Source organism: Pseudofrankia coriaricola (assembly GCF_032027725.1).
GTDB lineage: Bacteria > Actinomycetota > Actinomycetes > Frankiales > Frankiaceae > Pseudofrankia.
On sequence record NZ_JASNFO010000080.1, the window covers coordinates 1 to 23,006 of the forward strand.

At 76.0% G+C, this 23,006-nt stretch carries 13 protein-coding genes; 7 read left to right on the forward strand and 6 right to left on the reverse strand.

Annotation, left to right across the window (positions count from 1 at the left end):
* Positions 1-263: 263 nt before the first annotated feature.
* Together QOZ89_RS34665 and QOZ89_RS34670 are read right to left on the reverse strand one after the other, a co-directional pair.
* The gene (locus QOZ89_RS34665; RefSeq protein ID WP_083419050.1) at positions 264-1,277 is read right to left on the reverse strand and encodes a tRNA (adenine-N1)-methyltransferase; all 1,014 of its coding nucleotides are present in this window, start codon (positions 1,275-1,277) and stop codon (positions 264-266) included.
* 145 nt (positions 1,278-1,422) lie between these two features.
* Positions 1,423-2,625: a site-2 protease family protein gene (locus tag QOZ89_RS34670; protein ID WP_071050417.1), complete on the reverse strand. Its 1,203-nt coding sequence runs from the start codon at positions 2,623-2,625 to the stop codon at positions 1,423-1,425.
* A 382-nt stretch (positions 2,626-3,007) separates the two neighbouring features.
* On the opposite strand from QOZ89_RS34670, the gene QOZ89_RS34675 reads away from it, so the two are divergent.
* The 3 genes from QOZ89_RS34675 (at position 3,008) to QOZ89_RS34685 (ending at position 8,907) form a co-directional block, all read left to right on the forward strand.
* Complete coding sequence (locus QOZ89_RS34675; protein WP_241841923.1) at positions 3,008-4,066, forward strand: RecB family exonuclease; 1,059 nt, start codon at positions 3,008-3,010, stop codon at positions 4,064-4,066.
* A 456-nt stretch (positions 4,067-4,522) separates the two neighbouring features.
* Positions 4,523-6,373: an ATP-binding cassette domain-containing protein gene (locus QOZ89_RS47770; RefSeq protein ID WP_397428895.1), complete on the forward strand. Its 1,851-nt coding sequence runs from the start codon at positions 4,523-4,525 to the stop codon at positions 6,371-6,373.
* 2 nt (positions 6,374-6,375) lie between these two features.
* The gene (locus tag QOZ89_RS34685; RefSeq protein WP_071050416.1) at positions 6,376-8,907 is read left to right on the forward strand and encodes an ABC transporter permease; all 2,532 of its coding nucleotides are present in this window, start codon (positions 6,376-6,378) and stop codon (positions 8,905-8,907) included.
* Here QOZ89_RS34685 and QOZ89_RS34690 read toward each other — a convergent pair.
* Both QOZ89_RS34690 and QOZ89_RS34695 read right to left on the reverse strand, forming a co-directional pair.
* Positions 8,904-13,484, reverse strand: a complete 4,581-nt coding sequence (locus QOZ89_RS34690) for a TIR domain-containing protein (protein WP_312627994.1) — start codon at positions 13,482-13,484, stop codon at positions 8,904-8,906. The genes QOZ89_RS34685 and QOZ89_RS34690 overlap by 4 nt on opposite strands.
* A gap of 128 nt (positions 13,485-13,612) precedes the next feature.
* Entirely contained in the window at positions 13,613-14,455 is an 843-nt protein-coding gene (locus tag QOZ89_RS34695) for a PAC2 family protein (protein ID WP_071050414.1), read from the reverse strand.
* A gap of 397 nt (positions 14,456-14,852) precedes the next feature.
* Between QOZ89_RS34695 and QOZ89_RS34700 the strand changes: the two genes are divergently transcribed.
* The gene (locus QOZ89_RS34700; RefSeq protein WP_397428896.1) at positions 14,853-15,737 is read left to right on the forward strand and encodes an HAD family hydrolase; all 885 of its coding nucleotides are present in this window, start codon (positions 14,853-14,855) and stop codon (positions 15,735-15,737) included.
* Between the two features lie 118 nt (positions 15,738-15,855).
* On the opposite strand, the gene QOZ89_RS34705 is transcribed toward QOZ89_RS34700, so the two are convergent.
* Both QOZ89_RS34705 and QOZ89_RS34710 read right to left on the reverse strand, forming a co-directional pair.
* Positions 15,856-16,629 (reverse strand): SCO1664 family protein, encoded by a 774-nt coding sequence (locus QOZ89_RS34705; RefSeq protein ID WP_083419056.1) that lies wholly within the window; start codon positions 16,627-16,629, stop codon positions 15,856-15,858.
* A gap of 405 nt (positions 16,630-17,034) precedes the next feature.
* Complete coding sequence (locus QOZ89_RS34710) at positions 17,035-17,817, reverse strand: MSMEG_4193 family putative phosphomutase (RefSeq protein ID WP_071050413.1); 783 nt, start codon at positions 17,815-17,817, stop codon at positions 17,035-17,037.
* Between the two features lie 149 nt (positions 17,818-17,966).
* On the opposite strand from QOZ89_RS34710, the gene mshC reads away from it, so the two are divergent.
* The 3 genes from mshC to QOZ89_RS34725 all read left to right on the forward strand — a co-directional run bounded on the left by mshC (position 17,967) and on the right by QOZ89_RS34725 (position 22,937).
* Positions 17,967-19,253 carry a cysteine--1-D-myo-inosityl 2-amino-2-deoxy-alpha-D-glucopyranoside ligase gene (mshC, locus tag QOZ89_RS34715; protein WP_312627998.1) on the forward strand — a complete coding sequence of 429 codons (1,287 nt, stop codon included), beginning with the start codon at positions 17,967-17,969 and terminating at the stop codon, positions 19,251-19,253.
* Between the two features lie 12 nt (positions 19,254-19,265).
* The gene (locus QOZ89_RS34720; protein WP_312628000.1) at positions 19,266-20,342 is read left to right on the forward strand and encodes a hypothetical protein; all 1,077 of its coding nucleotides are present in this window, start codon (positions 19,266-19,268) and stop codon (positions 20,340-20,342) included.
* Between the two features lie 270 nt (positions 20,343-20,612).
* Complete coding sequence (locus tag QOZ89_RS34725; RefSeq protein ID WP_083419046.1) at positions 20,613-22,937, forward strand: AAA family ATPase; 2,325 nt, start codon at positions 20,613-20,615, stop codon at positions 22,935-22,937.
* Positions 22,938-23,006: the final 69 nt, after the last annotated feature.

Consider the following 23,006-nt stretch of genomic DNA (forward strand, 5'->3'; position numbering starts at 1 on the left):
TGACGTCACAGCGGCAGGCGACCGAGCTGGCGCGGAGGCGCGCCTCCGCGGAGGCCCTCCTACGAGCGAAGCGACGTAGGGGGGCCGCAGCGGAGGTCGCCGCAGCGCACGTTCGCGGAGGAGGACACGGCCCGGAGGTAGCCCGCGAGCCGCCAGGCGAGCGGGCTGCCGGAGGGCCGTGTCCGCACGGAGCGAACCAGAGACACAGCCTTCTGCGCCGACCCCGTCTCTGTGCCTCCGAGGTCCCGGGTTAGTTCCCTGTGTCAGTCGTCTGCGGGCGTGATGTCCGCGGTGTCCTGGGGCTCGGAGGGGGCGGCGGGGGTGGGTGCGTCGGGCTCGGCTAGGGCGCCCTTGGCGGGGCGGCGGCGGCGCGGCGGGGCGGTGACACCGTCGGCGAGCCGGCGGGCGGTGATGAGGAAGCCGGTGTGGCCGATCATCCGGTGCTCGGGACGTACCGCGAGCCCGTCCAGGTGCCAGTCGCGCAGCATGGTCTCGAACGCGGCGGGTTCGGCGAACGAGCCGTGCTCGCGCAGCGCCTCGACGGTCCGCGAGAGCTGGGTCGCGGTCGCGACGTAGGCGCACAGCACCCCGCCGGGCACCAGCGCCCGCGCCGCGGCGGGCAGCACCTCCCAGGGCGCGAGCATGTCGAGCACGACGCGGTCCATGTCGGTCTCGCCCGCGTCGGCCAGGTCGCCGACGTGTAGCCGGTGGGCCGGGTGCGGTGCGCCGAAGAACGCCTCGATGTTGCGCTGGGCGATCGCGGCGAAGTCGGCGCGGCGCTCGTAGGAGACGAGCAGGCCGCCGTCGCCCACGGCGCGCAGCAGCGAGCAGGACAGCGCGCCCGAGCCGACACCGGCCTCGAGTACCCGCGCGCCGGGGAAGACGTCCGCGTATCCGACGATCATCGCCGCGTCCTTGGGGTAGACGACGGCGGCGCCGCGGGGCATCGCGAGCACGAAGTCACTCAGTAGCGGCCGCAGCGCCAGGTACGGCGTGTTGCCGGTGCTGGTGACGACAATCCCCTCGGGCGCGCCGATGAGCGCGTCATGCTCGAGCGCGCCGCGGTGGGTGTGGAACTGTTTGCCCGGTTCGAGCACGACGGTGTGCTTGCGGCCCTTGGGGTCGGTGAGCTGGACCCGGTCGCCCTTCGCGAACGGCCCGCGCCGATGCGCCGCCTCACCCGTCGGGCGGGAGGTGGCGGCGAAGGCGTCCCCGGCCGGCCCGCCCGCCTCGCCGTGGTCGTTCGCGCCGGCGACGGCGCCGTTGGTCTCGCTCACGGGGTGGATGTTCCCTTCCTGCCTGTTGTGGCGGCATCTGCGCGCCCACGACCATTCGGCCCAGGACGTCCCGGCAGATTACCGGCTGCCGCCGCCGCACCGCGCCCGCCGCATGGCAGGGCACGGAACCAGGTGGAGAGGGCGCCTATCGCCCGACAGGCGGGCGCCCCGGCGCCCGCCCCACCATTCGCTGGGCCGCGTTCCGGTCCAGGCGCGCGACCAGGTCGACCATGACGAGCACGCCGACGGGCCGGCCGTTCTGGGTGACGAGGTACTCCGACGCGGGGTGGCGCTGGATGTGGTTGAGCAGCTCCTCGCCGGCGAGGTCCGCGTCGAGGATCATGTTCGGCTCGATGGTCCTGCTGACCTCGGAGATGCCGACCCAGGGGCGGCGGTGCTCGGGCATCGCGTCCACCGACGCCCCGTTCATGATCATGGAGGGGCTGCCGGTGTCGTCGACGACGGCGATGGCGGTGGCGCCGGCCTGCTGGGCGTGGCGCAGCGCCTCGGCGAGCGGCACCGACCCGTCGACCGGCAGCGTCTTGCGGATCAGCCGGCCGGCGCGCAGGTCGGGGAGCTTCTCGCGCAGGTCGGCGGCGCGCAGCGACTGGTAGGCGCCGAAGCCGATGAAGCCGGCGAGCGCGAGCATGTAGAGGGTGTAGAAGCCGCTGGACGGGTAGCGCAGCGTGAACACGGCGACGGCTGCGGCGACGACGAAGCCGCCGTAGGCGCCGCCGCGCAGGCCGCGCAGCCGGCTGTGGGTGATCCTCCAGACCGCGGCGACAACCACGCCGCCGCCGTCGAGCGGCAGGCCGGGCAGGAGGTTGAACCCGAACAGCAGCAGGTTCGTGAGGCCCAGGTCGAACAGCACCACGCCGATCGAGCTGTGCGACGGGACCCCCAGCAGGCCGAGATAACACAGCCCGGCGAGCAGGCCGTTGACGAACGGCCCCGAGAAGGAGAGCAGGAACTGCCGCCCGGCCGACTGCGGCTCCTTCTCGTGCTGGGTGAAGCCGGCGAAGCCGTGCACGGTGACCGAGCGCACCCGCAGCTCGAACCGCTCGGCGACCAGCGCGTGGCCGATCTCGTGCAGCAGGATGGAGGCGAGGAAGCCGACCGCGGTGATGGTGGCCAGCAGCAGGACGAGCGAGTCGCTGGGGCCGACGAGCCGGGAGCGCTGCGTGTCGGCGTAGACCGTGGCGACGAGGACCGCGAAGACGACCGCCAGCGGCGAGACGTAGATTGGGACGCCGCGGACCCGCCCGATCCGGAACCCCGGCGGGCGCTGCGCGGGCGGGGTGCTGGAAGCCTGCGCGTTCGGGCCCGTTGGATCGGGCTGGTCGGCCATGTCACCGATGCTACGGCCGCCTCCCCGGCGATCCACCCGATCGGCCTCCGTCCTTTTCCTTTAGCGCCCGGTTTCTTATCCGAATCTCAACCGGGGGCGCCTGCCGGCACCCGTTCCCGGACAGCCCCGCCGTCGTCCGGCCGGTGCCCGGGAGGTTTCGCGGACCACGTTCGCGGGCGTTTCCGTCTCCGCCCGGGCCGTCTCCGCCCGGGCGGAGACGGCCCGGGGAACGCCGCCGGCCGGCTCGCCCGGTCTCGCCGGGAGCCGGTGAGGTGGCCGAGGCTGCCGCCGCGCGGGCGCGTCCCGGCCCAAGGGGCGGTGCCCGCTGGCTGGGAGGACCTCGGCGGACGGCATGTCACAGGTGCGCCCTAGGGTGGCGGCCATGAGCACCGCCGCTGACCCGACGGCCGATCCCGTGACGGGCGATCCCGCCACGGGCGATCCGCGGACCGCCGGCCTGGCGACGGCCGGGACGGTTCTCGCCGCGGACGGCTCTCCGGCCACCAGCACGGCGGGGCTCCCCGGCGCCGTGCCGCCAGGTGACGCCCCAGTCGCCGGAGGCCGTGGCGACGCCGCGGCCGTGCCGGAGCAGCGGCCCCAGATCGTCGGGTCGCTGTCGCCGTCGCGGGCGGCGGACTTCGTCAGCTGCCCGCTGAAGTACCGCTTCCGCGTCGTCGACCGGCTGCCCGAGCCGCCGAGCCTCGCGGCGACGCGGGGGACGATGGTGCACACGGTCCTGGAGCGGCTGTTCGACCTGCCGGCGGCCGGGCGCACCCCGGCGGCCGCCGAGGAGCTGCTGCCGGCGGCGTGGGCGGACCTGCGGGCCCGCGAGCCGGAGCTCGCGGCGATGTTCGCGGACGAGGACGAGCTCGCCGGGTGGCTGTCGTCCGCGCGCGACCTGCTCGCCGGCTACTTCGCGCTCGAGGACCCGCGCCGGCTCGCGCCGGCCGCCCGGGAACTCTACGTGGAGCACGTCCTGGACTCGGGGCTGCGGCTGCGCGGCTACGTCGACCGGCTCGACGAGGCGCGGACAGCGGACGGCCCCGCGCTGCGGGTCGTCGACTACAAGACCGGGCGCTCCCCCGGCCCGGCGTTCGAGAACACGGCGCTGTTCCAGATGCGCTTCTACGCGCTGCTGCTGTGGCGGACCCGCGGGGTGGTGCCGAGGGAGCTGCGGCTGTACTACCTGGGAGACCGGACGTGGCTGCGGGTCGTCCCGGACGTCGACGACCTGCTGGCGACCGAGCGGCGGGTGCAGGCGCTTTGGGCGGCGATCTCGCGGGCGCACCGCACCGGCGACTGGCGGGCGACGCCGAGCAAGCTGTGCGGCTGGTGCGACCACCAGTCCCGCTGCCCGGCGTTCGGCGGCACGCCACCGCCGCTGCCCGAGGCGCCGTTGGCCGACGACACCGCCCCCGCCGTCTGCGAGGCGGAGGGGTAGCGGCTGGCGGGTACGGAACGAGTCCCATACCGCCGCCAGACCGGGCGGGCGCCGCGGATCCGAGGGAATCAGGCACGATGCGTAGGTGCGGCGCGTCTGCGATCGATCGCCTCGGGCCGGCCGAGCCGCCCCCGCCGTGGCCGGCCCGGCCGGGGCTGGGCCGATGACGGCGGCTGGTCGGCGGCCGGGGGTGGGCGAACCGCGTCCCACCGGCGCGGGGGCCGGCGGGACTGCCATCGGCCCGACAACGAGCGGTCAACCAAACGGGCGAGCCAGGCGTCCGACACCCTGGCGGCGCGGCGGCGCTCCCCGCCCGGCGGCCGGGCTGGTGGCCGTCCGCGAGCCTGGCCTGTCCGCCCAGCGGCATGACGACCCGGCCGGCGGCCTCGCCGGGCGAGGCCGGCCGGCGCGGGCAGCGATGGCCACCGAACTCCAGGGCGCGCGAAAGGAAGACCGATGAGCCCAGTGCGCGGACGGGCCGCCGACACCGCGGCGGGCCGTTCGGGTGGGCCGCGCCTGGCCGCCCGGGCGGAGCGGCTGACGAAGGTCTATGGCTCCGGGGACACCGAGGTGTCCGCGCTGCGCGGCATCGACCTGGACTTCCCCCGCGGCCGGTTCACGGCGATCATGGGGCCGTCCGGTTCGGGCAAGTCGACGCTGATGCACTGCCTGGCCGGCCTCGACACGGTCAGCGGCGGCCGGGTGTTCATCGGCGACGTGGAGCTCTCGCGCCTGTCGGACCGGCAGCTCACCCAGCTGCGCCGCGACCGGATCGGCTTCATCTTCCAGCAGTTCAACCTGCTGCCGACGCTGACCGCGGCGGAGAACATCACGCTGCCCCTCGACATCGCCGGGCGTCGGGCGGACAAGAAGTGGATGCAGCTGGTCGTCGACGCGGTGGGCCTGGCCCCGCGGCTGAACCACAAGCCGACCGAGTTGTCCGGCGGCCAGCAGCAGCGGGTCGCCTGCGCCCGGGCACTGATCACCCGGCCGGACATCATCTTCGGCGACGAGCCGACCGGCAACCTGGACAGCGCCTCCGGCGCCGAGGTCCTGTCGTTCCTGCGGGACTCGGTGCGCGAGCTCGGCCAGACCGTGGTGATGGTCACCCACGACCCGAAGGCCGCCTCCTACGCCGACGAAGTGATCTTCCTCGCGGACGGCCGGATCGTGGACACGATGCTCGAGCCGACCGCGGACGCGGTGCTCGACCGGATGAAGAACCTGGACCAGCCGGGCCGCGGCCGCCCGTCCCGCCGGGGCACCACCGCGCCGCGCGCGGCCGGCCGCGACGGCGCGCCCGCCCGCCGCGACACCGGCGGCGGGCGAGACGACGGCGGCCGCGCGGGCTGGGACGACGGCGAGCGCCCGCCGACGCGGCGCCGGCCCACGATGCCGCCCCCGGGCGAGGGGCGACGGTCGGCGACGGGCGCGAACGCCGCCCGCGTACCCACCGGCCCCGGTCCCGCCACGGGTCGGCGCGGCACCGGAGCAGGTGCCGGGGCCGGGGCCGGGGCCGGTGGGTACGCGGATCCCGGCTACCGGCGCGGCACCGGGCCCGCGCGCGACGGCCGCGGCCCGGCCCGGCCCGACCTCGGCGCCGGGCGGGGCGGGCCGCCGCCGGCCCGCGGTGCCGATGGGTATCCGGTGGTCGAGGAGACCGACGAGTTCCCGCTGGCCAGGCACGGCGCCGAGGGCTACCCGCCGCCGCGGCGGGCCACGGGCGGCTACCCGCCCGCCGAGCCGAGCGGATACCCGGCCGGCGAGCCGAGCGGCGGCTATCCGCCCGCGGAGCCGGTCGGCGGCTACCCGGCCGGCGAGGACACCACCGGCTACCCGGCGCCCGGGCCGCCCGCGGGCGAGCAGCAGCCACCCTGGCGCGCCCCGTACCGCCGCGACACCGGTGCCCCTCGCGAGCCGGGTCCGCCGGGCCCGCGCCGCGGCTACGGCGGGGACGACGGCCCCGGCCAGATCGACCCCTACGGGGAGCCCGGCCCCTACCCCGACGGCTACGGTCCCCCGGCCAGTGGGTACGCGCCGGCCGACGGCTACAGCCACGCCGGCTACGGCGAGGAGCCGAACGGCCACTACCCACGGGGCGGCTACCCGCCCGACGACACCGAGTCGTACGGCGTCCCCAACGGCTACGGCGCTCCAGAAGGCGGCTACCAGCCGCGCCCGGCGCCCCGCTCCGGCTACCGGCCGGATGACGCCCGAGGCGACCAGGACGGCCGTGAGGCCTACGAGGTGGACCGTTACGACGGCCGCTACGAGACAGGCGGCTACGAGACCGGCCGGTGGACCTGAGGATGCTGCGCGCAACCCTGCGCAGCCTGCTCGCCCGCAAGCTGCGCCTGCTCCTCTCGGCGCTCGCCGTCGTCGCCGGCGTCAGCTTCGTCTCCGGCACGCTGGTGCTCACCGACACGCTGAACGCGACGTTCACGTCGCTGTTCGCCGGGATCACCAAGAACGTCAGCGTCGACGTCCGCGCGGTCAACAAGGTCGACCCGACCAGCGACGACGGCCGATCCCCGCTGCCGGCGTCGCTCGTCGACGGGCTGCGGGCGAAGTTCCCCAAGGTGGCGGTCGTCGGCCAGGTTAGGGGCAAGGTGGCGCCGCTCGACCCGGCGACCGACAAGTCCATCGCCCAGCCGACCACCCCGGCGATCGCGATCAACTGGACCGGCGGCCAGCCCACGTCGGTGCAGGAGATCGCCACCGGCCGGGCCCCGAACGCCGACGGCGAGGTCGTGGTCGACAAGGCCACCGCGGACCGGTACGGGTTCCAGCTCAACCAGAAGATCGCGATGGATGTCGAGGAACGCCCGGCGTTCACCCTCGTCGGCACGTTCCGGATGAACGGGCAGGACGGCCTCGCCGGCACCCCCGTCACCGCCTTCACCCTGGCCGACGCCCAGCGGCTGATGCTGAAGCCCGACCAGTTCTCCGCGGTCTACCTGGCCTCGAACGACGTCTCGCAGGAGGAGCTGGCGAGACAGGTCGCCGCGGCGCCGCTGCCCCCCGACGTCGAGGCGATCACCGGTCACCAGCTCGCCGACGAGAACGCCACCGCCGTGCGCGACGGGCTGGCCTTCCTGTCTACCGCCCTGCTGATCTTCGCCGGGATCTCGGTGTTCGTCGGCGCGTTCATCATCTTCAACACGTTCACGATGCTGGTCGCCCAGCGCGTCCGGGAACTGGCGCTGATGCGGGCGATCGGCGCGAGCCGCCGCCAGGTTCAGGTCTCGGTGCAGGTGGAGGCCGCGCTGATCGGCTTCTTCGGGGCGACGGCCGGCCTGGTGTGCGGGGTCGCGCTCGCGGCGCTGCTCCAGTCGGCGCTGGGCGCCTTCGGCGTGGAGCTGCCGACCGGCGCCATGGTCTTCCGGCCCCGCACCGCCGTCGTGTCGTACCTGGTGGGGGTGCTGGTCACGTCGGCCGCCGCCGTCGTGCCCGCCCACAAGGCCGCGACCGTGCCGCCGATCGCCGCCCTTCGCGACTCGTACACGATCGCCGCCCGGTCGCTGCGGATGCGGGCGCTCGCCGGTGTCACCGGCGCCCTGCTCGGCGCCGGGGCCGTCGTCGTCGGGCTGTCGCGGCCAGGTTCGTCGGGAACCCCGCTGGTCGGCGTCGGCGCGGTGATGATCTTCTTGGGGGTGACGGCGCTGTCGCCGGTGCTGGCCCGGCCGGTCACCCGGGTCATCGGGGCGGCCCTGCCGGCGCTGTTCGGCGTGGTCGGGCGGATCGGGCTGCAGAACGCGATGCGCAACCCGCGGCGGACCGCGTCGACCGCGTCCGCGCTGATGATCGGCCTCGCGCTGGTCAGCGCGTTCGCCATCTTCGGTCAGTCGATCAAGGTGTCGGTGAAGGACACGGTGACGAACAGCGTCGGGGCCGACTACCTGATGTTCAGCCCCGGGTTCGCCACGTCGTTCAGCCCGCGGCTTGGCCAGACGGTCGCGAAACAGCCTGGGGTCACGGTCGCCGCGATCAGCGGTGGTTTCGCGGCCATAGCGGACCGGGGCACGTCCGACAGTTTCTGGGCGGGCGACCCGGCGGCGATCAGCGATCTGCTGAAGCTGAAGGTGACGTCCGGGGACATCCACCTGCGCGAGGGCCAGGTCGCCATCGACGAGACTACGGCGACCAAGATCGGTGCCCGCGTCGGCTCACCCGTGAAGATCACCTTCAGCAACGGCCAGGAGACGCTGACGCTCGCGGCCACGTTCGCCGGCGGCGGCATCGCGCCCAACGCGCTGCTCACCCAGCCCGCATGGGTCAAGCACGCCGCGGCCGACGAGAACTTCCTCGTCCTGGTCAAACGGGGGCCAAACGCGGACCCGGCCACGGTCCGGTCCGCGATCGACGCCGCGGCGAAGGCGGTGCCGAGCGTGAACGTCTACGACCAGTCCGAGTTCATCGCCGAGCAGTCCAAGCAGGTCGACCAGATCCTCGGGCTCGTCTACGTCCTGCTCGCGCTCGCCGTCCTCATCGCGCTGTTCGGCATCGTCAACACGCTCGCCCTGTCCGTCATCGAACGGACGAGGGAGATCGGCCTGCTGCGCGCGGTCGGCCTGCGCCGCGGGCAGATGTGGGTCGTGATCGTCCTGGAGTCGGTGGTGATCGCGCTGTTCGGCGCGGCGCTCGGGGTAGGCGTCGGCAGCTTCCTCGGCTGGGCGCTGGTGACGGCGCTGAAGAGCCAGGGCATCACGAGCTTCGCCTACCCGACCGCCACGATCGTCGTGGTGCTCATCCTCGGCGGTGTCCTCGGCGTCGCCGCCGCTGTCTTCCCCGCCCTGCGCGCCGCCCGCATGAACGTCCTGCGCGCCATCTCCACTGCCTAGGCCGGCGGGTCACGACCGTCGGCCCGGACGGTGGCGGCTGCTGCCAGGGCTCGGCGCATGCAGGGATGCGCGAACATCCACCGGTCACCCACCTGCCGGATGACACCGCGTTCAGCGGCGTCCTCTAGGACACCGATCAGGTCGGCCGGTGTTCCCAGCTGACGGCTCAGCCACCAGCGGGAGAGCTGGTACCGCCCCCACGCGGTCATCATGAGAGCGCAGCTCAGCGCCGCCGCGGTCACGGCGGCGGCTGTGGCCGGCGTCGAGGCGGGCCCCCAGGGCCAGGTCAGCGGCGTCATCCCGCCCGCTCGGCAGACCGGGCGGGAGACGCCACAGCTCACAGCCGTGATGACCACGGCGGCGGGCACCGTCCAGCGGCAGCGGCGCAGCACCGCGCGGGGCCCGGCCGGCCGCCACCGGCTCACCGGCCCGGACGCCGTCCGGTCCCGCCCCGCGGGCCGCGCATAGTCCCGAATCGCCGGCACCGGCCCGGCGCCCATCCCGGTCCGTGCCAGCATCAGCCGCGTCACGACGACGCCTAGCAGCCCGATCCCGACGGCGGACACCAGCCCGACCGCGAGCCCCGCCATCTCGATCATGATGCCGAGCGTCAGGACACCGCTCAGCACCCCCAGGGCCGTCACAACGGCGGGAACCGCAAGCAAGGTCTGGGTGTCCCACCAGCCGAACTCGGCCAAAGCCTGCGACCGGTCGCGTTCTCGACCGCCGGTGGAACGCTGGGCACTGGCGAGCGGCTGACCGTCGAGGCACAGGGCCAGGTGCGCCAGCGCCCGAAGACGGACCGCGGCGGCGCGAACCGCCGGTGCGGTGGCGTCATCGGGGGCGAGCGCCCGCCGCAGCCGGAGCACCGCCAGATGTTCCTGGACCGAGCCCGCCGTGGGGAATCGGCTCGCGTCTGTCAGCTCGGCAGGTGCCCGCCCGGCCGTTCCCGTGGCCACCCGCCGCTTGCCATAGCCATCGGCCAGCAGGCTCAGCACGAGCGGTGACGTGAGCGCACCGGCGACCGGCCCTGCCGGGTCCGCGGCCGCCCGGTGCAGCAGCGGGTCCCAGGACACGCCATCGGGCCCTGGTGTGCTGGCGGCCAGGTACGCCGCGGCGCCCGCCAGGCCGACGGGGCGGATCTCGACGACCGCGGCCGCCAGCCGCGCGAGCCGGCTCGGCCAGGCCGGTTCGCCGGCCTCCGACGCGCCCGCGCCGCGGCCGGCCGGATCGTCCGCCGGCTGCGGGCTGCGGGCCATCGCCCGGCCGATCGGCGTAGGCGCGTCGACCGGCAGCCGGCGCCGGGCGAGCCCCCACCTGGCCTGGGCGCCGGCTGGCCGCGCGTGGGAACGCGGGGCCGTCGGAGCCTCGACGAGATCCCGCCAGGCCTCCGGGGCGCAGCTCAGCACCAGCGGCAGGCCATCCGCGAGCCAGTCGCCGATCCGGTCCAACGCCCGGGCCCGCCGCTCGGCCGGGATCTCCTCCAGGCCGTCGAGCAGGGGGAGCACCTTGCGCCGCGCCAGCAGCGCCCCAGCCCGGCTCACCGCCGCAGTGCGCCAGCCGAGCCAGGTGTGCCGACAGCCGATCTCGTACTCGAGCCAGGTCGCCAGGTCGTCGCGCTCGGGATCCCACGAGCGCGGGGACAGCAGCACGGGCACCGGGCCGGTGGGCAGCCTGGCCGCGAGCAGGTCGCGGGCCAGCGCGGCGAGCAATGTGGTCCGCCCTGAGCCTTCCGGACCGAGGACGACCAGCCGGTGGGTCGGGATGCGCGCGAACGACGGGGCGAGCCGAGTGCCAGTGCCGGCGAGCCCGTCCGGTCCCTCCGCCCATGCCTCCGGCGATCCGCCGGGCCAGCCGCCGGCGACGTCCCGCAGCAGCGGCCACGGCGGCGCGAGCTCGGGCGCGGCGGCCTGCCACCGCAGGGGGATCACGGGGCCGGCCACAGCGAGGGCGCGCACGTGCGTCGCGGTCTGCTCGGCCAGCCGGGCCGCCAGCGGGTCGGGGACATTGCCGCCGAGCTGCCGCTGCAGCTCGATGTGCCGGAACTGATGGACGGCGCCGACCCGGCGCAGGATCTGCCGCCGGTCATGGGCGTCGTCGAGGAAAGCGCCCAGGCGCCAGGGCAGATCGCCCCGCCAGGCCAGCCACAGCCGCGTGACGGTGTACGCCGGCCAAGTCGTGAGCGTCGCGGCACGGGCCAGCCCGTAGGGCACGCCATACCCGAGGCCGACGACGAGCCCGGCCCCGACGGCGAGCCGCGGCGTCACCCGCGCTGGCAGGGCGAACAGCAGGCCGACCGCGGCGAGCAGGCAGAGGCCCGCCGCGCCGCCGAGCAGGACGGCGAGAAGCACGAACCGCCGCCGGTCGCCAGACCTGGCCTGCGCGGGGCCGGCCGGCGCCCCGGCGGCCATCTCGTCCGTGGTGAACCGCGACAGCAGCGCCACGGCCACCGCCGCCGCCGGCCCCGTGGCGAACCAGAAGGCGAGGATCAGGGGGGTGCTGAGGCGCGCCGGGCCGGCGTCGACCACCGCCGAGAGGGCCGACGTGGTGACGGCGAACGTGAGCAGGCCCGTCGGCAGCGCCCTAGTGCGCCGCCGCGTGCCGTCCCGCGCGCGGGGCACCCGCGACCAGCAGACCCGGGATGCGGGTGCGCGCCGTCCCCAGTGCCGCAGCCCGCCGCCGTGCGGAGGGGCGCAGAAGACGAGCCAGCAGATCCCGACGCACCAGCACAGGGACACGGCCAGCACGAGGCCGACGCCCTGCCAGGGCGGCGACGTGTCGAACAGGCGCCGGGCCGCCGAGCCGGCCGCCCCCGTCGCCAGCGCGGCCACCGCGAGCGGGACCCACACCGCCGTGCCCGCCGCGAGCAGCAGCCGGTGGCGCATCGGGCCGGGCACGTGCGCGGCGAGCCGCCACCAGGCGAGGTCCGGGCCGCCGCCCTCGCTTTCCAGATGGTGCGCGAGGAAGCTGAACCAGCGCTGAGCCCGCTCCCGGGTCCAGCCACGCCGGCCCGCCGGGTACTCGGCCGCGATCAGCGCGCCGAGGAGATGCCGACGCACGCTGCCCGGGTCGGCGAAGCCCCGGGTGAGCAGCTCGGCGGGGTCGTCGCGGCGTCCCGTGCCGGCTGGGCGCATATACACCTGGATGGCGAGGGCGAGCGCGAGCGGGTTCGTCAGCGCGAGCGCCACCGGGTGCGACGGCGCGCCGGCCAGCGTGCGCAGGACAGGCTCCCAGCTGTCCAACGTCCGCTGGCCCGGGCGCACGTCGCGCAAGTAGTTCTCGACGACGCCCAGGTCCAGCGGGCACAGTTCGATGCCCGCCGAGCCGGCCAGGCTCGTCTCGGCTCCCTCCCCGGGGCTCACCGCGTCCCGGTACTCCCGGGTGCGGCAGGTCAGGACGAACTCCTGGCCTTGGTCGAGCTGCCTGCTGATCTCGTCGATCGCCGGGCCGCGATACCGCGGCGAGATCTCGTCGAGCCCGTCGAGCAGCAGCAGGAGGCGATGCTCGTCGAGCAGGTCACCGGCGGTCTCGCGGGCGGCGGCGCGGCCGAGGCGGCGCAGTGCCGGGAACCCGCCGATCATCTCCACCAGCCAGGACCGGAAGGTAGGCTCGCCGGGCCGAGGCGTCCACGACGAGATGTGGATCAGCACGGGCACCGCGTCGCCCCGGCCGGCGTCGAGCGAGTCCAGCAGGTCCGCCCGCAGCTGGTAAAGCAGCGTCGACTTTCCGGAGCCGGCGGCGCCGAGTACGACCAGCCGGCGGGTGGGCACCTGGCGCAGGGTGGCGTGCAGATCCGGCCCGCGGGCGAGCTGGCCCGGCCCGGTGGCCCAGGTGTCCGGCGTCGGTGCCCGCACCCCGGACGCGCGGTCGAGAGCCCGCCTGACCAGGAGCGGCCAGCCCTCGAAGATCGCCTCGTCGGCCGGCTGCCACCGGACGGTCGCCGGTCGCAGTGCGTTGTCGCCCCGACGCCGCCCCTCCTCCCGCGCCTGCCGTCGCAAGTCCACGGCCAGGTCGGCGCAGATCGAGCCGAGCCTGTCCGCCACGGGGCCGGGCTCCGGGCCGCGCGCCGCGGGGAGGGTGGGCGGCGCGGCCGCGCGGTGCCCGGCCGGCGGATCTGCGCCCGGCAGCCGCGGCGCCACGGACGGCTTCGCACGGCCCGATACGGCGGCGGCCGTCAGACCCAGCAGGCGCGCCCGCGTCGTGTCGTCGTCATAGCCGAACAGCCTGATGGGGCGGATCTCGCGGAGCAGCCCGACGGGGTCGCAGGGCTCGACCTGGATCGGTAGCAGCGTACTCGCCGGACTGTCCTGGTCCCGTGAGAGCGCGGCGCTCCGGGCCTGGTGGTGCGGGCCGGGCCGCAGGTAGGCGGGCGAGACGAGCGCGATGACCCGGGCCGCGTGTGCGATGCCCTGGTCCGCCACGGCGGCCTGGTAGGTCCCTGGGACCCCGTCCCAGGCCTCGAGCAACACGCGGTAGCCGGCGTCCTCGAGCTGCCAGGCGATCCATTCCGCCCAGATCACGTCGCCGGCCGCGTAGGTGACGAAGAAGTCCCAGTACGGTGACTCCCCCGGCCTCACCCCAATATCATCACACCGTCGCCGAGGGTGATCGTGAACGACCCCGCACGGCCCGGCATCGGGTGCCGCCGCGTCCGGCGCCACGACGTCGCGTCACCCACTACTTGGGTGTCACCCACTACCCGGCGTCACTGGCCCCGGCGGCGCAGGTAACGCTCGAACTCGCGGGCGATGGCGTCGCCGGAGGCCTCCGGCAGCGCCGTCTCCGGCTCGCGGGACTCCAGGGAGCGGACGTACTCGGCGACCTCGGTGTCCCCGGCGGCCAGCTCGTCGACCTGGCGCTCCCAGGCGCGTGCCCGCTCCGGCAGGTCGGCGAGCGGGATCTCCAGGTCGAGCAGGTCCTCGACGCGGCGAAGCAGCGCGAGTGTGGCCTTCGGGCACGGCGGGTTCGCCACGTAGTGCGGCACGGCGGCCCAGAACGACACGCTCGCGAGCTCCGCCCGCGCGCAGGCGTCGGAGAAGACCCCGACGATGCCGGTCGGCCCCTCGTAGCGGGACGACTCCAGGCCGAGGCGGGCCGCGGTCGCCGGGTCGCCGGCGGTGCCGCTGATCGGCACCGGCCGGGTGTGCGGCGAGTCGGCGAGCAGGGCGCCCAGCGTGACGACCATGTCGCTGCCCAGGGCGTGCACCGCCTCGATCAGCTCCTCGGTGAAGCCGCGCCAGCGCATGTTCGGCTCGAGCCCGCGGATGAGCACCAGGTCCGTGTCGGACTTCGGCGGGCGGGCGACCGACAGCCGGGTGGTCGGCCAGGAGATCTTGCGAGCCTCGCCGTCGACGCCGCTGACAGTCGGCCGGTTGACCTGGAAGTCGTAGTAGTCGTCCGGGTCGATGGCGCCGATGACCCTGGCACCGAACACCGTCTCCAGGTGCTCCACCGCCGCGGAGCTCGCGTCGGCCGCGTCGTTCCACCCCTCAAAGGCGGCGACGACAACCGGCGACCGGAGCTGTCCGACACCGGAGAACTCGATCACCTACCACCTCCCGCCGCCCGCCGGCGGCTGCCGTTACGGTGCCACCGTACGTCCTCTCGGTGACACCGCCCGTCGAGCGCCCCATATCGCCCCGCATCGGTGTACCTGGCCACTCGGCCGGTTCGACCGACCGGGCGGGCTGGACTCCGGAGCGCGCCCGGTCAAGTCTGCCGTGCCGGCTGGGTAAGCGCCGCACCGACTGGCGGCTTCGACCGGCTCGTCCCCGGCACGCCCGCCGGGAAGCCCGATTTGTCCGGCTGCGCGCGCCGATTTGCCCGGTTTCCCGGGGGCGCCGGCAGCGTCGGCCTCCCGACCGGGCACCGGGTCCGGCGTCGAGCCGCCGGTAGGCTTCCGGCGTGCGAACCGACCTCGTCCCCGCCCTGTGACCGGCGCTGCCATGGGCCTCCCCGAGCTCCCCGGCCCCCTTGCCGCCGCCCTTCCCGGCTCCGCGGGAGACGCGCCGCCGGCCGCCGTCCTGCTGGACATGGACGGGCTGCTGGTCGACACCGAGCACCTGTGGACGATCGCCGAGGAGGAGCTGGCGGCGAGCTACGGCCGCCCGTTCACCCCGGAGATGAAGCACGCGATGCTCGGGCACGGCGTCGACACCGCCGTGCCGCTCATGCTGTCGATGCTGGGCGTCGACGGGGACCCTGCGCAGGCCGCGCGCTTCCTGGTGGACCGCGCCGTCGAGCTCTTCAGGACCCCCGGTCTGGTGATGCGGCGGCCGGGCGCGCCGGAGCTGCTGGCGGCGCTGCGCGCCGCCGACATACCCACCGCGCTGGTGTCGTCGTCGTTCCGCTCGCTGATGGACCCGGTTCTCGACACCCTCGGCCGCGACCTGTTCACCATCACCGTCGCGGGCGACGAGGTGGCGCGGCGCAAGCCGTTCCCCGACCCCTACCTGGTCGCCGCGGCGGCCCTCGCCGTCGACCCGGCCCGCTGCGTCGTGCTCGAGGACTCGACGACCGGCGCCCTGGCCGGTCTGCGCGCCGGCTGCCGCACTGTCCTCGTCCCCTCGGTGCCGGGCCTGCCGAGCCTCGCCGAGGTGGCGGCCACGACCGAGGCCGCCCTGGCCACCGGGGCGGCCAGGGCCGCGGCCCTGGCAAGGCTGCCCGCCGGTATGGAGCCGGCGCCGGCGCCCGTCGGCGGGCACCGGCCCGCGCCGGAGGACATCGCCGAGCTCTCGGCCCGTCTCCTGCGCGTCGCGAGCCTGCACGACGTCACCCTCGACTTCCTGCGCGCCCTCACGGCGACCGCGCCCCAGGCCACCGCTCCCTAGGCCACTGCTTCCCTAGCAGGGCGCCCCGGCGCCCGTGCATGCCGGGATCTTTCGGCGCGCCGGCAGCCGCGCCCCGCGGTGGGCCGGGCCGTGCGCACGGGCCCTAGGCGCGGTGGGGTCAGAACGGTGGCCAGGGGATGGCGGGCCAGTCGTCGGAAGGCTGCGGGAAACGGCCGCGGCTGCGCAGCCGGTCGACGCGGGCCGCGAGGGCCGCGATCTCAGACTGGGTGAGCAGGTCGTCGAGCTTCTCACCGAACGCGCCGTCGAGCGCGGCGCCCAGGCCGTCGAGCAGGGCGCACTCGGCGGCGTCGAACCGCTGGCCGCGCCAGTTCCACAGCACGGTGCGCAGCTTGTCGTCGCCGTGGAACGTCACGCCGTGGTCGATCGCGTAGACCCGGCCGGACGGCGCGGGCAGCAGGTGAGGGCCCTTGCGGTCGGCGTTGTTGATGACGGCGTCGAACAGGGCCACGCGGCGCAGCCGTCTGTCACCCGCGCGCACCAGGTCGACCACGTCGACGGTCTCGTCGACGTCGATCCACAGCTGCGCCATCCCGACGCCGAACGGGCCGTCACGCAGCACGGTCGGCGGGACCAGCCCGTCGCCAAGCTGCTCGGACAGCTCGTAGGCCGCGTACTCGCGGGCGGCCAGCGTCCCGTCCGGGAAATCCCACAGCGGCCGCTCGCCACGCACCGGCTTGTACACGCAGTGGGCCCGGGCGCCGCCGGCGCTTACCGCGCAGAACAGGGTGGCGTTGCTCGCCTCGACGAGGCGCCCCTCGACGGCGATCTCCCCGGTGCGCAGCAGCTCGAGCGCCGCCTCCGCGGAAAGCCCCCCGGCGTCGCTCGGCTCCAGCCGGGCCGGTACGGCGGGCTCGCCCCGCGCGGCGGGCACGCCCGCGCCGCTCGCCGCGACGGCGCCCGCCGCCGCGGCATCCGCCCGGGCACCGCCCGCCCTGGCACCGCCCGCCCGGGCTCCACCGGCTCCGGCGCCGGCGGTCTCGTCGTCGTCCCGCCGCCCCGTCACGGGCCCAGGGCCGCCCGCTGCCGCGTCCACCGTCCTAGTCTCCCGCCCCGCCGTCCCGACCCCGTCACCTGTGACCAGGACCACCTCACCATCCGTCCCGATGTGCTCGTGTGGCCGGGCTCGTGTGGCCGGGCCCGAATCCCTCCAGGCCCGTTCCGTCGACCGCCCGAGCCTGGGAGGGCCGCGCGCCGACCAGCGCCGCTCCCCACCGGCCGCCGAGGGGGCTGCCCCTGGGCCGTCGACGCGGCGAGGGCTGCCCGTGCCCGCCGCGCGTCAGACCTGCGGCACGACGCCGGCGCCGCCACCGACGATCGAGTCGCTCGCCGCGTCGTCGTCGGCCGGGTCGGCCTGGGCCGGACGGGAGCCGGCCACCTGGCCGTTCGCGCCTCCGGCCTGCTGCTGCCCCTGCTCCTTCGGCCTGGGGAGAAGGTCGTCGACGGCGCCGCCGAGGTCGTTGAGGCGCAGCGCGAACGGCCGGCGCTCCTCGTAGCGGATCACCGTCACCGAGCACGGGTCGACGGTGATCCGGTGGTACATGTCCAGGTGCATGCCGAGCGCGTCGGCGACGATCGCGCGGATCACGTCACCGTGCGAGCACGCGACCCAGGTCGCGTCCTTGCCGAGCCGGGTGTTCCAGTCCCGCACCGCCGCGACCCCCCTGGCCTGGGTGTCGCGCAGCGCCTCCCCCTCCGGCCCGGGGAACGTCACCGCGCTCGGGTGCGCCTGCACGACCTTCCACAGCGGGTCCTTGACCAGGGTGGCGAGCTCCTGGCCGGTCCAGTCGCCGTAGTGGCACTCGCCGAGCCGGTCGTCGAGCTGGACCTCCAGAGGCGGCACGCCCTCGGGCCGGGTGGCCGCGATGTGCGCCGCGGTCTCGGCGCAGCGGTCCAGCGGGCTGCTCACGACCGCGTCCAGCGGCACCCCCGCCAGCCGCGCCGCCACCGCTCGCGCCTGTGCCCGCCCCCGCTCGTCCAGGCCGACGCCGGGCGTCCAGCCCAGCAGCAGCTTCCCGGTCAGCGCGGTGAGCCCATGGCGCACCAGCAGCACCGTCGACACCGGGTGCCTCCCTCGTCAGCCAGCCGGGCCGGCGCGCCCGGGCGTGCTCACGCTACCGACCGGGGCCGACATCCGGGCGGTTCGAGTCGTTGATCGCGCTTGCCCGGAGTCACCCGAGGCGCGTCCCGGGCCCGGCTACGCTGGCTGACATGCACAGCTGGCCGGCCTGTCCCGTTCCCACGCTGCCCGGACGGGGCCAGCAGCCACGGCTCGTCGACACGTCCACCGGCCGGCTGGAGCCGGTCGGCCCCGCCCTGCCCGGTGAGGCCGGGGCAGGCGCCGAGGCGCCGGCGGTGACCATGTACGTCTGCGGGATCACGCCGTATGACGCGACCCATCTGGGCCACGCCTTCACCTACCTCACCTACGACCTGGTGAACCGGGTGCTGCGCGACGCCGGCTACCAGGTCCGGTACGTACAGAACGTCACCGACGTCGACGACCCGCTGCTGGAGCGGGCCGCCCGCGACGGCGTCGACTGGGTCGACGTCGCCCGCCGCGAGACCGACCTGTTCCGTGCCGACATGACGGCGCTGCGGATCCTGCCGCCGCGGCACTACATCGGCGTGGTCGAGGCGGTGCCGCTGATCGTGGACATGGTCGCCGAGCTCACCGCCGCGGGCGCGACCTACTCCCTCGACGGCGACGTGTACTTCTCGGTCGCCGCGGCACCCCGGTTCGGCTACGTCAGCGGCCTGGACGCCGTGGCGATGCGCGCGCTGTCCGCCGAGCGCGGCGGCGACCCGGACCGGCGCGGCAAGAAGGACCCGCTCGACCCGCTGCTGTGGCGGGCCGAGCGGCCGGGCGAGCCGAGCTGGCCGTCGCCGTTCGGCCCGGGGCGGCCGGGCTGGCACATCGAGTGCTCGGCGATCGCCCGCCACTACCTGGGCGACGTGATCGACCTGCAGGGCGGCGGCGCGGACCTGGTCTTCCCCCACCACGAGTGCTCCTCCGCGCACGCCGAGGTGGCGACCGGACGCAACCCCTTCGCCCAGCGGTACGTCCATTCGGGCATGGTCTGCCTCGACGGGCACAAGATGTCGAAGTCGCGCGGGAACCTCGAGTTCGTCTCGCGGCTGCGCGGCCGTGGCGTCGACCCGGCGGCGATCCGGCTCGCCCTTCTCGCCCACTCCCACCGCGAGGACTGGGAATGGACCCCGGCCGAGCTCGCCGCCGCCGAGGCGCGGCTGGCCCGCTGGCGGGCCGCGGCGGCCCTGCCCGCCGTACCGGGCGCCACCGCCCTGCTCGCCGAGGTGCGCGGCGCGCTCGGCACCGACCTGGATACGCCTGCCGCGCTGGCCGCCGTCGACGGCTGGACGGACCGTGCCCTCGCGGGCCACGCCTCGCCGGGCGGGGACGACACGGACACGCCGGCGCTTACCCGGATGCTGGTAGACGCACTACTCGGTGTAGACCTTGACGTGGTGCAGACGTAAGGGGGCTGGTATATGGCGCCGCACCACCGCGACCCGCCCGACGACGGGGCCGACGCGCCTCGGCCCGCCTTCGACGTCGTCGCCCGGGGCTATGACTCCGAGCAGGTCGACGGGTACATGCACGCGCTGTGGCGGTACTCCAGCGACCTGACGGCGAGGGTGGCCGCGGCGGAGGCCGCGCTGCGCCACGAGCGGGACCGGCGCGCGGCCGACGACCTGGACGCCGCGGCCCGGCTGGGCGAGCGGATCGGACGGATACTCACGATCGCCCAGCAGATGGCCGACGAGATCGTCGCCGGGGCCCGGCTGGTCGCCGAGCAGACCCTCTACGAGGTGGTCAGCGACGCCGGGGCGCACCACCCGATCACCCTGGAGGCGCGCGAACAGGCTGGCAAGCTGCTCGCCGACGCCGTCGCCGAGGCGCGCCGGCTCGCCAGGGAGCGCCACGAGGACCTCGAGGCGGAGATCGCCCGCGCGGCCACGTCGCTGGAGGCCCTGCGCCGCCAGCAGGGCGAGCTGCTCGGCGCGATGCTGCGGCTGCGCGGCCTGGTCGCCTCGGACGACATGGAGCGCGCGGTCACCGACCTCGCCAGGGCCGGCGCCGAAGCGCCGCCCGACGACGCGGAGCAGCCGCCGGCCCGACCGGGCGACGCGGCCCCACCGCCCGCACCGCCCGCACCGGTCGCACCGGTCGCACCGGTCGCACCGGTCGCACCGTCGCCGCCCACAGCCCCAGCTCCGCCCACGCCCACCGCTCCTCCTCCGCCGCGCGCGGCACCCGGGGCGGCCACCGGCGCCTCGGGGGCGCGCACCGCGCCGCCGCGTCCGACGACGTCGCCGCCGGGCGAGGCTGCGCGCCCAGCGGGTCCGGGGGGCCTGGGGGGCCCAGCGGGCGCAGGGGGCCCGGCGCAGCCGGCCGCGCCGCGGACCGGCACCGGCCGCCACCGCGCCGCGCGCGGTCCCGCCATGGCCGACATCCTCGACGGCGAGCTCTACCCCACCGACTCCACGCCGGTGACCCCCCCGACCGGTCCCATCCGCCGCGGCGCCGACGAGGAGATCGTCGACGCCGAGATCCTCGACCGGTGAGCCCTTCCGCCGGCGCCTGACGGCCGAGGCCCGCCGGCGCGGCGAGGCACAAGGGCCCGCGGGACGGGGGCGCGCGAGGACGAAGCCGCGGCCGGCGGGGGCGGCGCCGGGACGTGGGCCGGCGGTGCGCGGGGCGGCCCAGGCCGCGATGGAAACGGCCCATACCGACCCCGGCGCGGCGGCGGTCAGGCTACCGGGACGTGGCCCGGGGCTGGTTACGCTTCGGGCATGCCGGACCAGACCTCCCCTGCCCCTGACGCCCGGAGGACCATGGGCGCGCCAGGCTTCGCCACCGCCGCCGTGGGGGCCCCGGCGGACGACCGCCCGCCGGTCCCCGGCCAGGCGCCTCCGGCCGCCGACCCCCCGTTCGCCGACCCTCTGTTCGGCGCGTTCTGCGCGGCGGGGCTGTGGCCGGGGCTCGGGCGGACCACGGCCTCCCGGCTCGCCGGCGCGGGCATCCGCCGCCCCGCCGACGTCGACCTGGCCAGGCTCTCCGCCGTCGAGGGGGTGAGCGGGCCGCGGGCACGCCGGCTGCTGGACTCGTTCCGCGCCGCCTCCGGGAAGTACGAGGTCGCCGAGCTGCTCGCCGCGGCCGACCTGCCGGTGCGCCTGGCCCGGGGGGTCGGCGACGAGCTGGGAGCCCAGGCGGCCGACGAGCTGCGCGCCGACCCCTGGGCGCTGCTGGTCGGCGGGGAGGCCGAGCTCACCCACGCCGACCGGCTGGCCCGGTCGATGGGGCTCGGGCGCGAGGACCCGCGGCGCGGGCCCGGGGTGCTCATCCACCTGCTCGCGAAGGCCGCCGCCCGCGCCGGGGACACGGCGGGGCCGGTCGAGGCGGTGCTGGCGGCGGCCGCCCGCGAAGGCGTGAGCGACCCGGCGGCGGCGCTCACCGACGCCGCCCGGGACGGCCGCCTCGTGCTCGTCGACGACCGGATGAGCCTCGAGCGGTACGCGATGGCCGAGCAGGCCATCGCCGACGGCATCGAACGGCTCACCGTGACCGCCGAGCCGCTGCGCCCGGGCGGGCGGCGCCGCCCGCGCGCCGGTGCCGGGGCGCTCGCGGACGGCGGGCTGGCCCGGCCCACCGACGGGGACGAGGACGACCAGGCGTCGGCACACCTGGCCACCGAGCTCGACTTCGGCCTCGACGACGGCACCGGCACGGGCACCGGCCAGCCGGACGACGCCGGCGACGAGACCGACAGCGCCGCCGGCACCGACAGCGCCGCCGGCGCGCCTGGCGACGACGGCCCCGCCGTCCTCGCGGGCCCGGCGCCCGGCGCGCCGGGCGGTGGCGAGGAGGACCTGACCGACGGGCTTGACGAGGTGCAGCTCGCCGCGGCGCGCACGGCGCTGGCCGTCGGGGTGAGCGTGCTGACCGGCGGCCCGGGGACCGGGAAGAGCCGCACCGTGGCCGCCGTCGTCCGCCTCGCCCGCGCCGCGGGCGCCGAGGTCGCGCTCGCCGCGCCGACCGGGCGGGCGGCCAAGCGGCTCGAGGAGCTGTGCGACGCCCCGGCGAGCACGCTGCACCGGCTGCTCGGCGCGCAGGGCAGGGGCGGCGGGTTCACCCGCGGCGAGCACTACCCGCTCGACGCCGACCTGGTCGTCGTCGACGAGGCGTCGATGGTCGACGCGGAGCTCGCCGCCGCCCTGGTGGAGGCCTGCGCGGACGGCACCCACCTGCTGTTCGTCGGCGACCCGGCGCAGCTGCCGAGCATCGGCCCCGGCCAGCTGCTCACCGACCTGATCGAGTCGGGCGTGGCGCCAATCACGGAGCTCTCCCGGCTGTACCGGCAGTCCGCCGGCGGGGCGATCGCGCAGCTGGCGACGGCGGTGCGCGGTGGCGACCTGCCACCCCCCGCGGGCGGCCCGGACCGGGAGGTGGTCGTCGTGATGGCCCGCTCGGCGGGTGAGGCGGCGCGCCGCGTCGTCCAGCTGGTCACCGACTCGATCCCCCGGGTCCTCGGGATCGTGCCGGCCGACGTGCAGGTCGTCACCCCGGTGCACGCGGGCCCGGCGGGGACGGCCGCCCTCAACACGGCGCTGAAGGCGGCGCTCAACCCGGGCCCGGGGGCGGTCAGCGGGTTCGACGTCGGCGACCGGGTGGTCGCGACGGCGAACCATCTGGACGTCGGGTTCGCCAACGGCGAGATCGGGGTGGTCACCAAGCTCGCCGACCGCGGTGGATTGCTCGTCACGTTCCCCGGGGGCACGCTGGAGGTGCCGGCCGGCGTGCTCGGCGACCTGCGGCACGGCTGGGCTGTGACGGTGCACCGGGCGCAGGGCAGCGAGTGGCCGGCGGTGGTCACCGTCTTCCCACCGGAGGCTGGCCGGATGCTCAACCGCCCGTTGGTCTACACGGCGATCACCCGGGCCCGCGGCCACCTGTCGATCGTGTGCGTGGGCGGCCCGGCCCTGCGCCAGGCCGTGCGTACGGCCGGCGGCCGGCGCCGGGTGACCCTGCTCGCGCCGCTGCTCGCCGGAGCCGAGGCGGGCGAGCCCACCGAGCCGGACGACGACGACGAGGACGTAACGGATGGGGGCGTCGGCGCCGCGGGCCGACGGCAGGTCCCTCGGGTGGTGGCCGGCACGTGACCGAGTCCGTCGAGTGAGCCGCGACCAGTCGGCTGGGCGGCCGCGAACCGGCGGCGCCGGGCGCGGCGT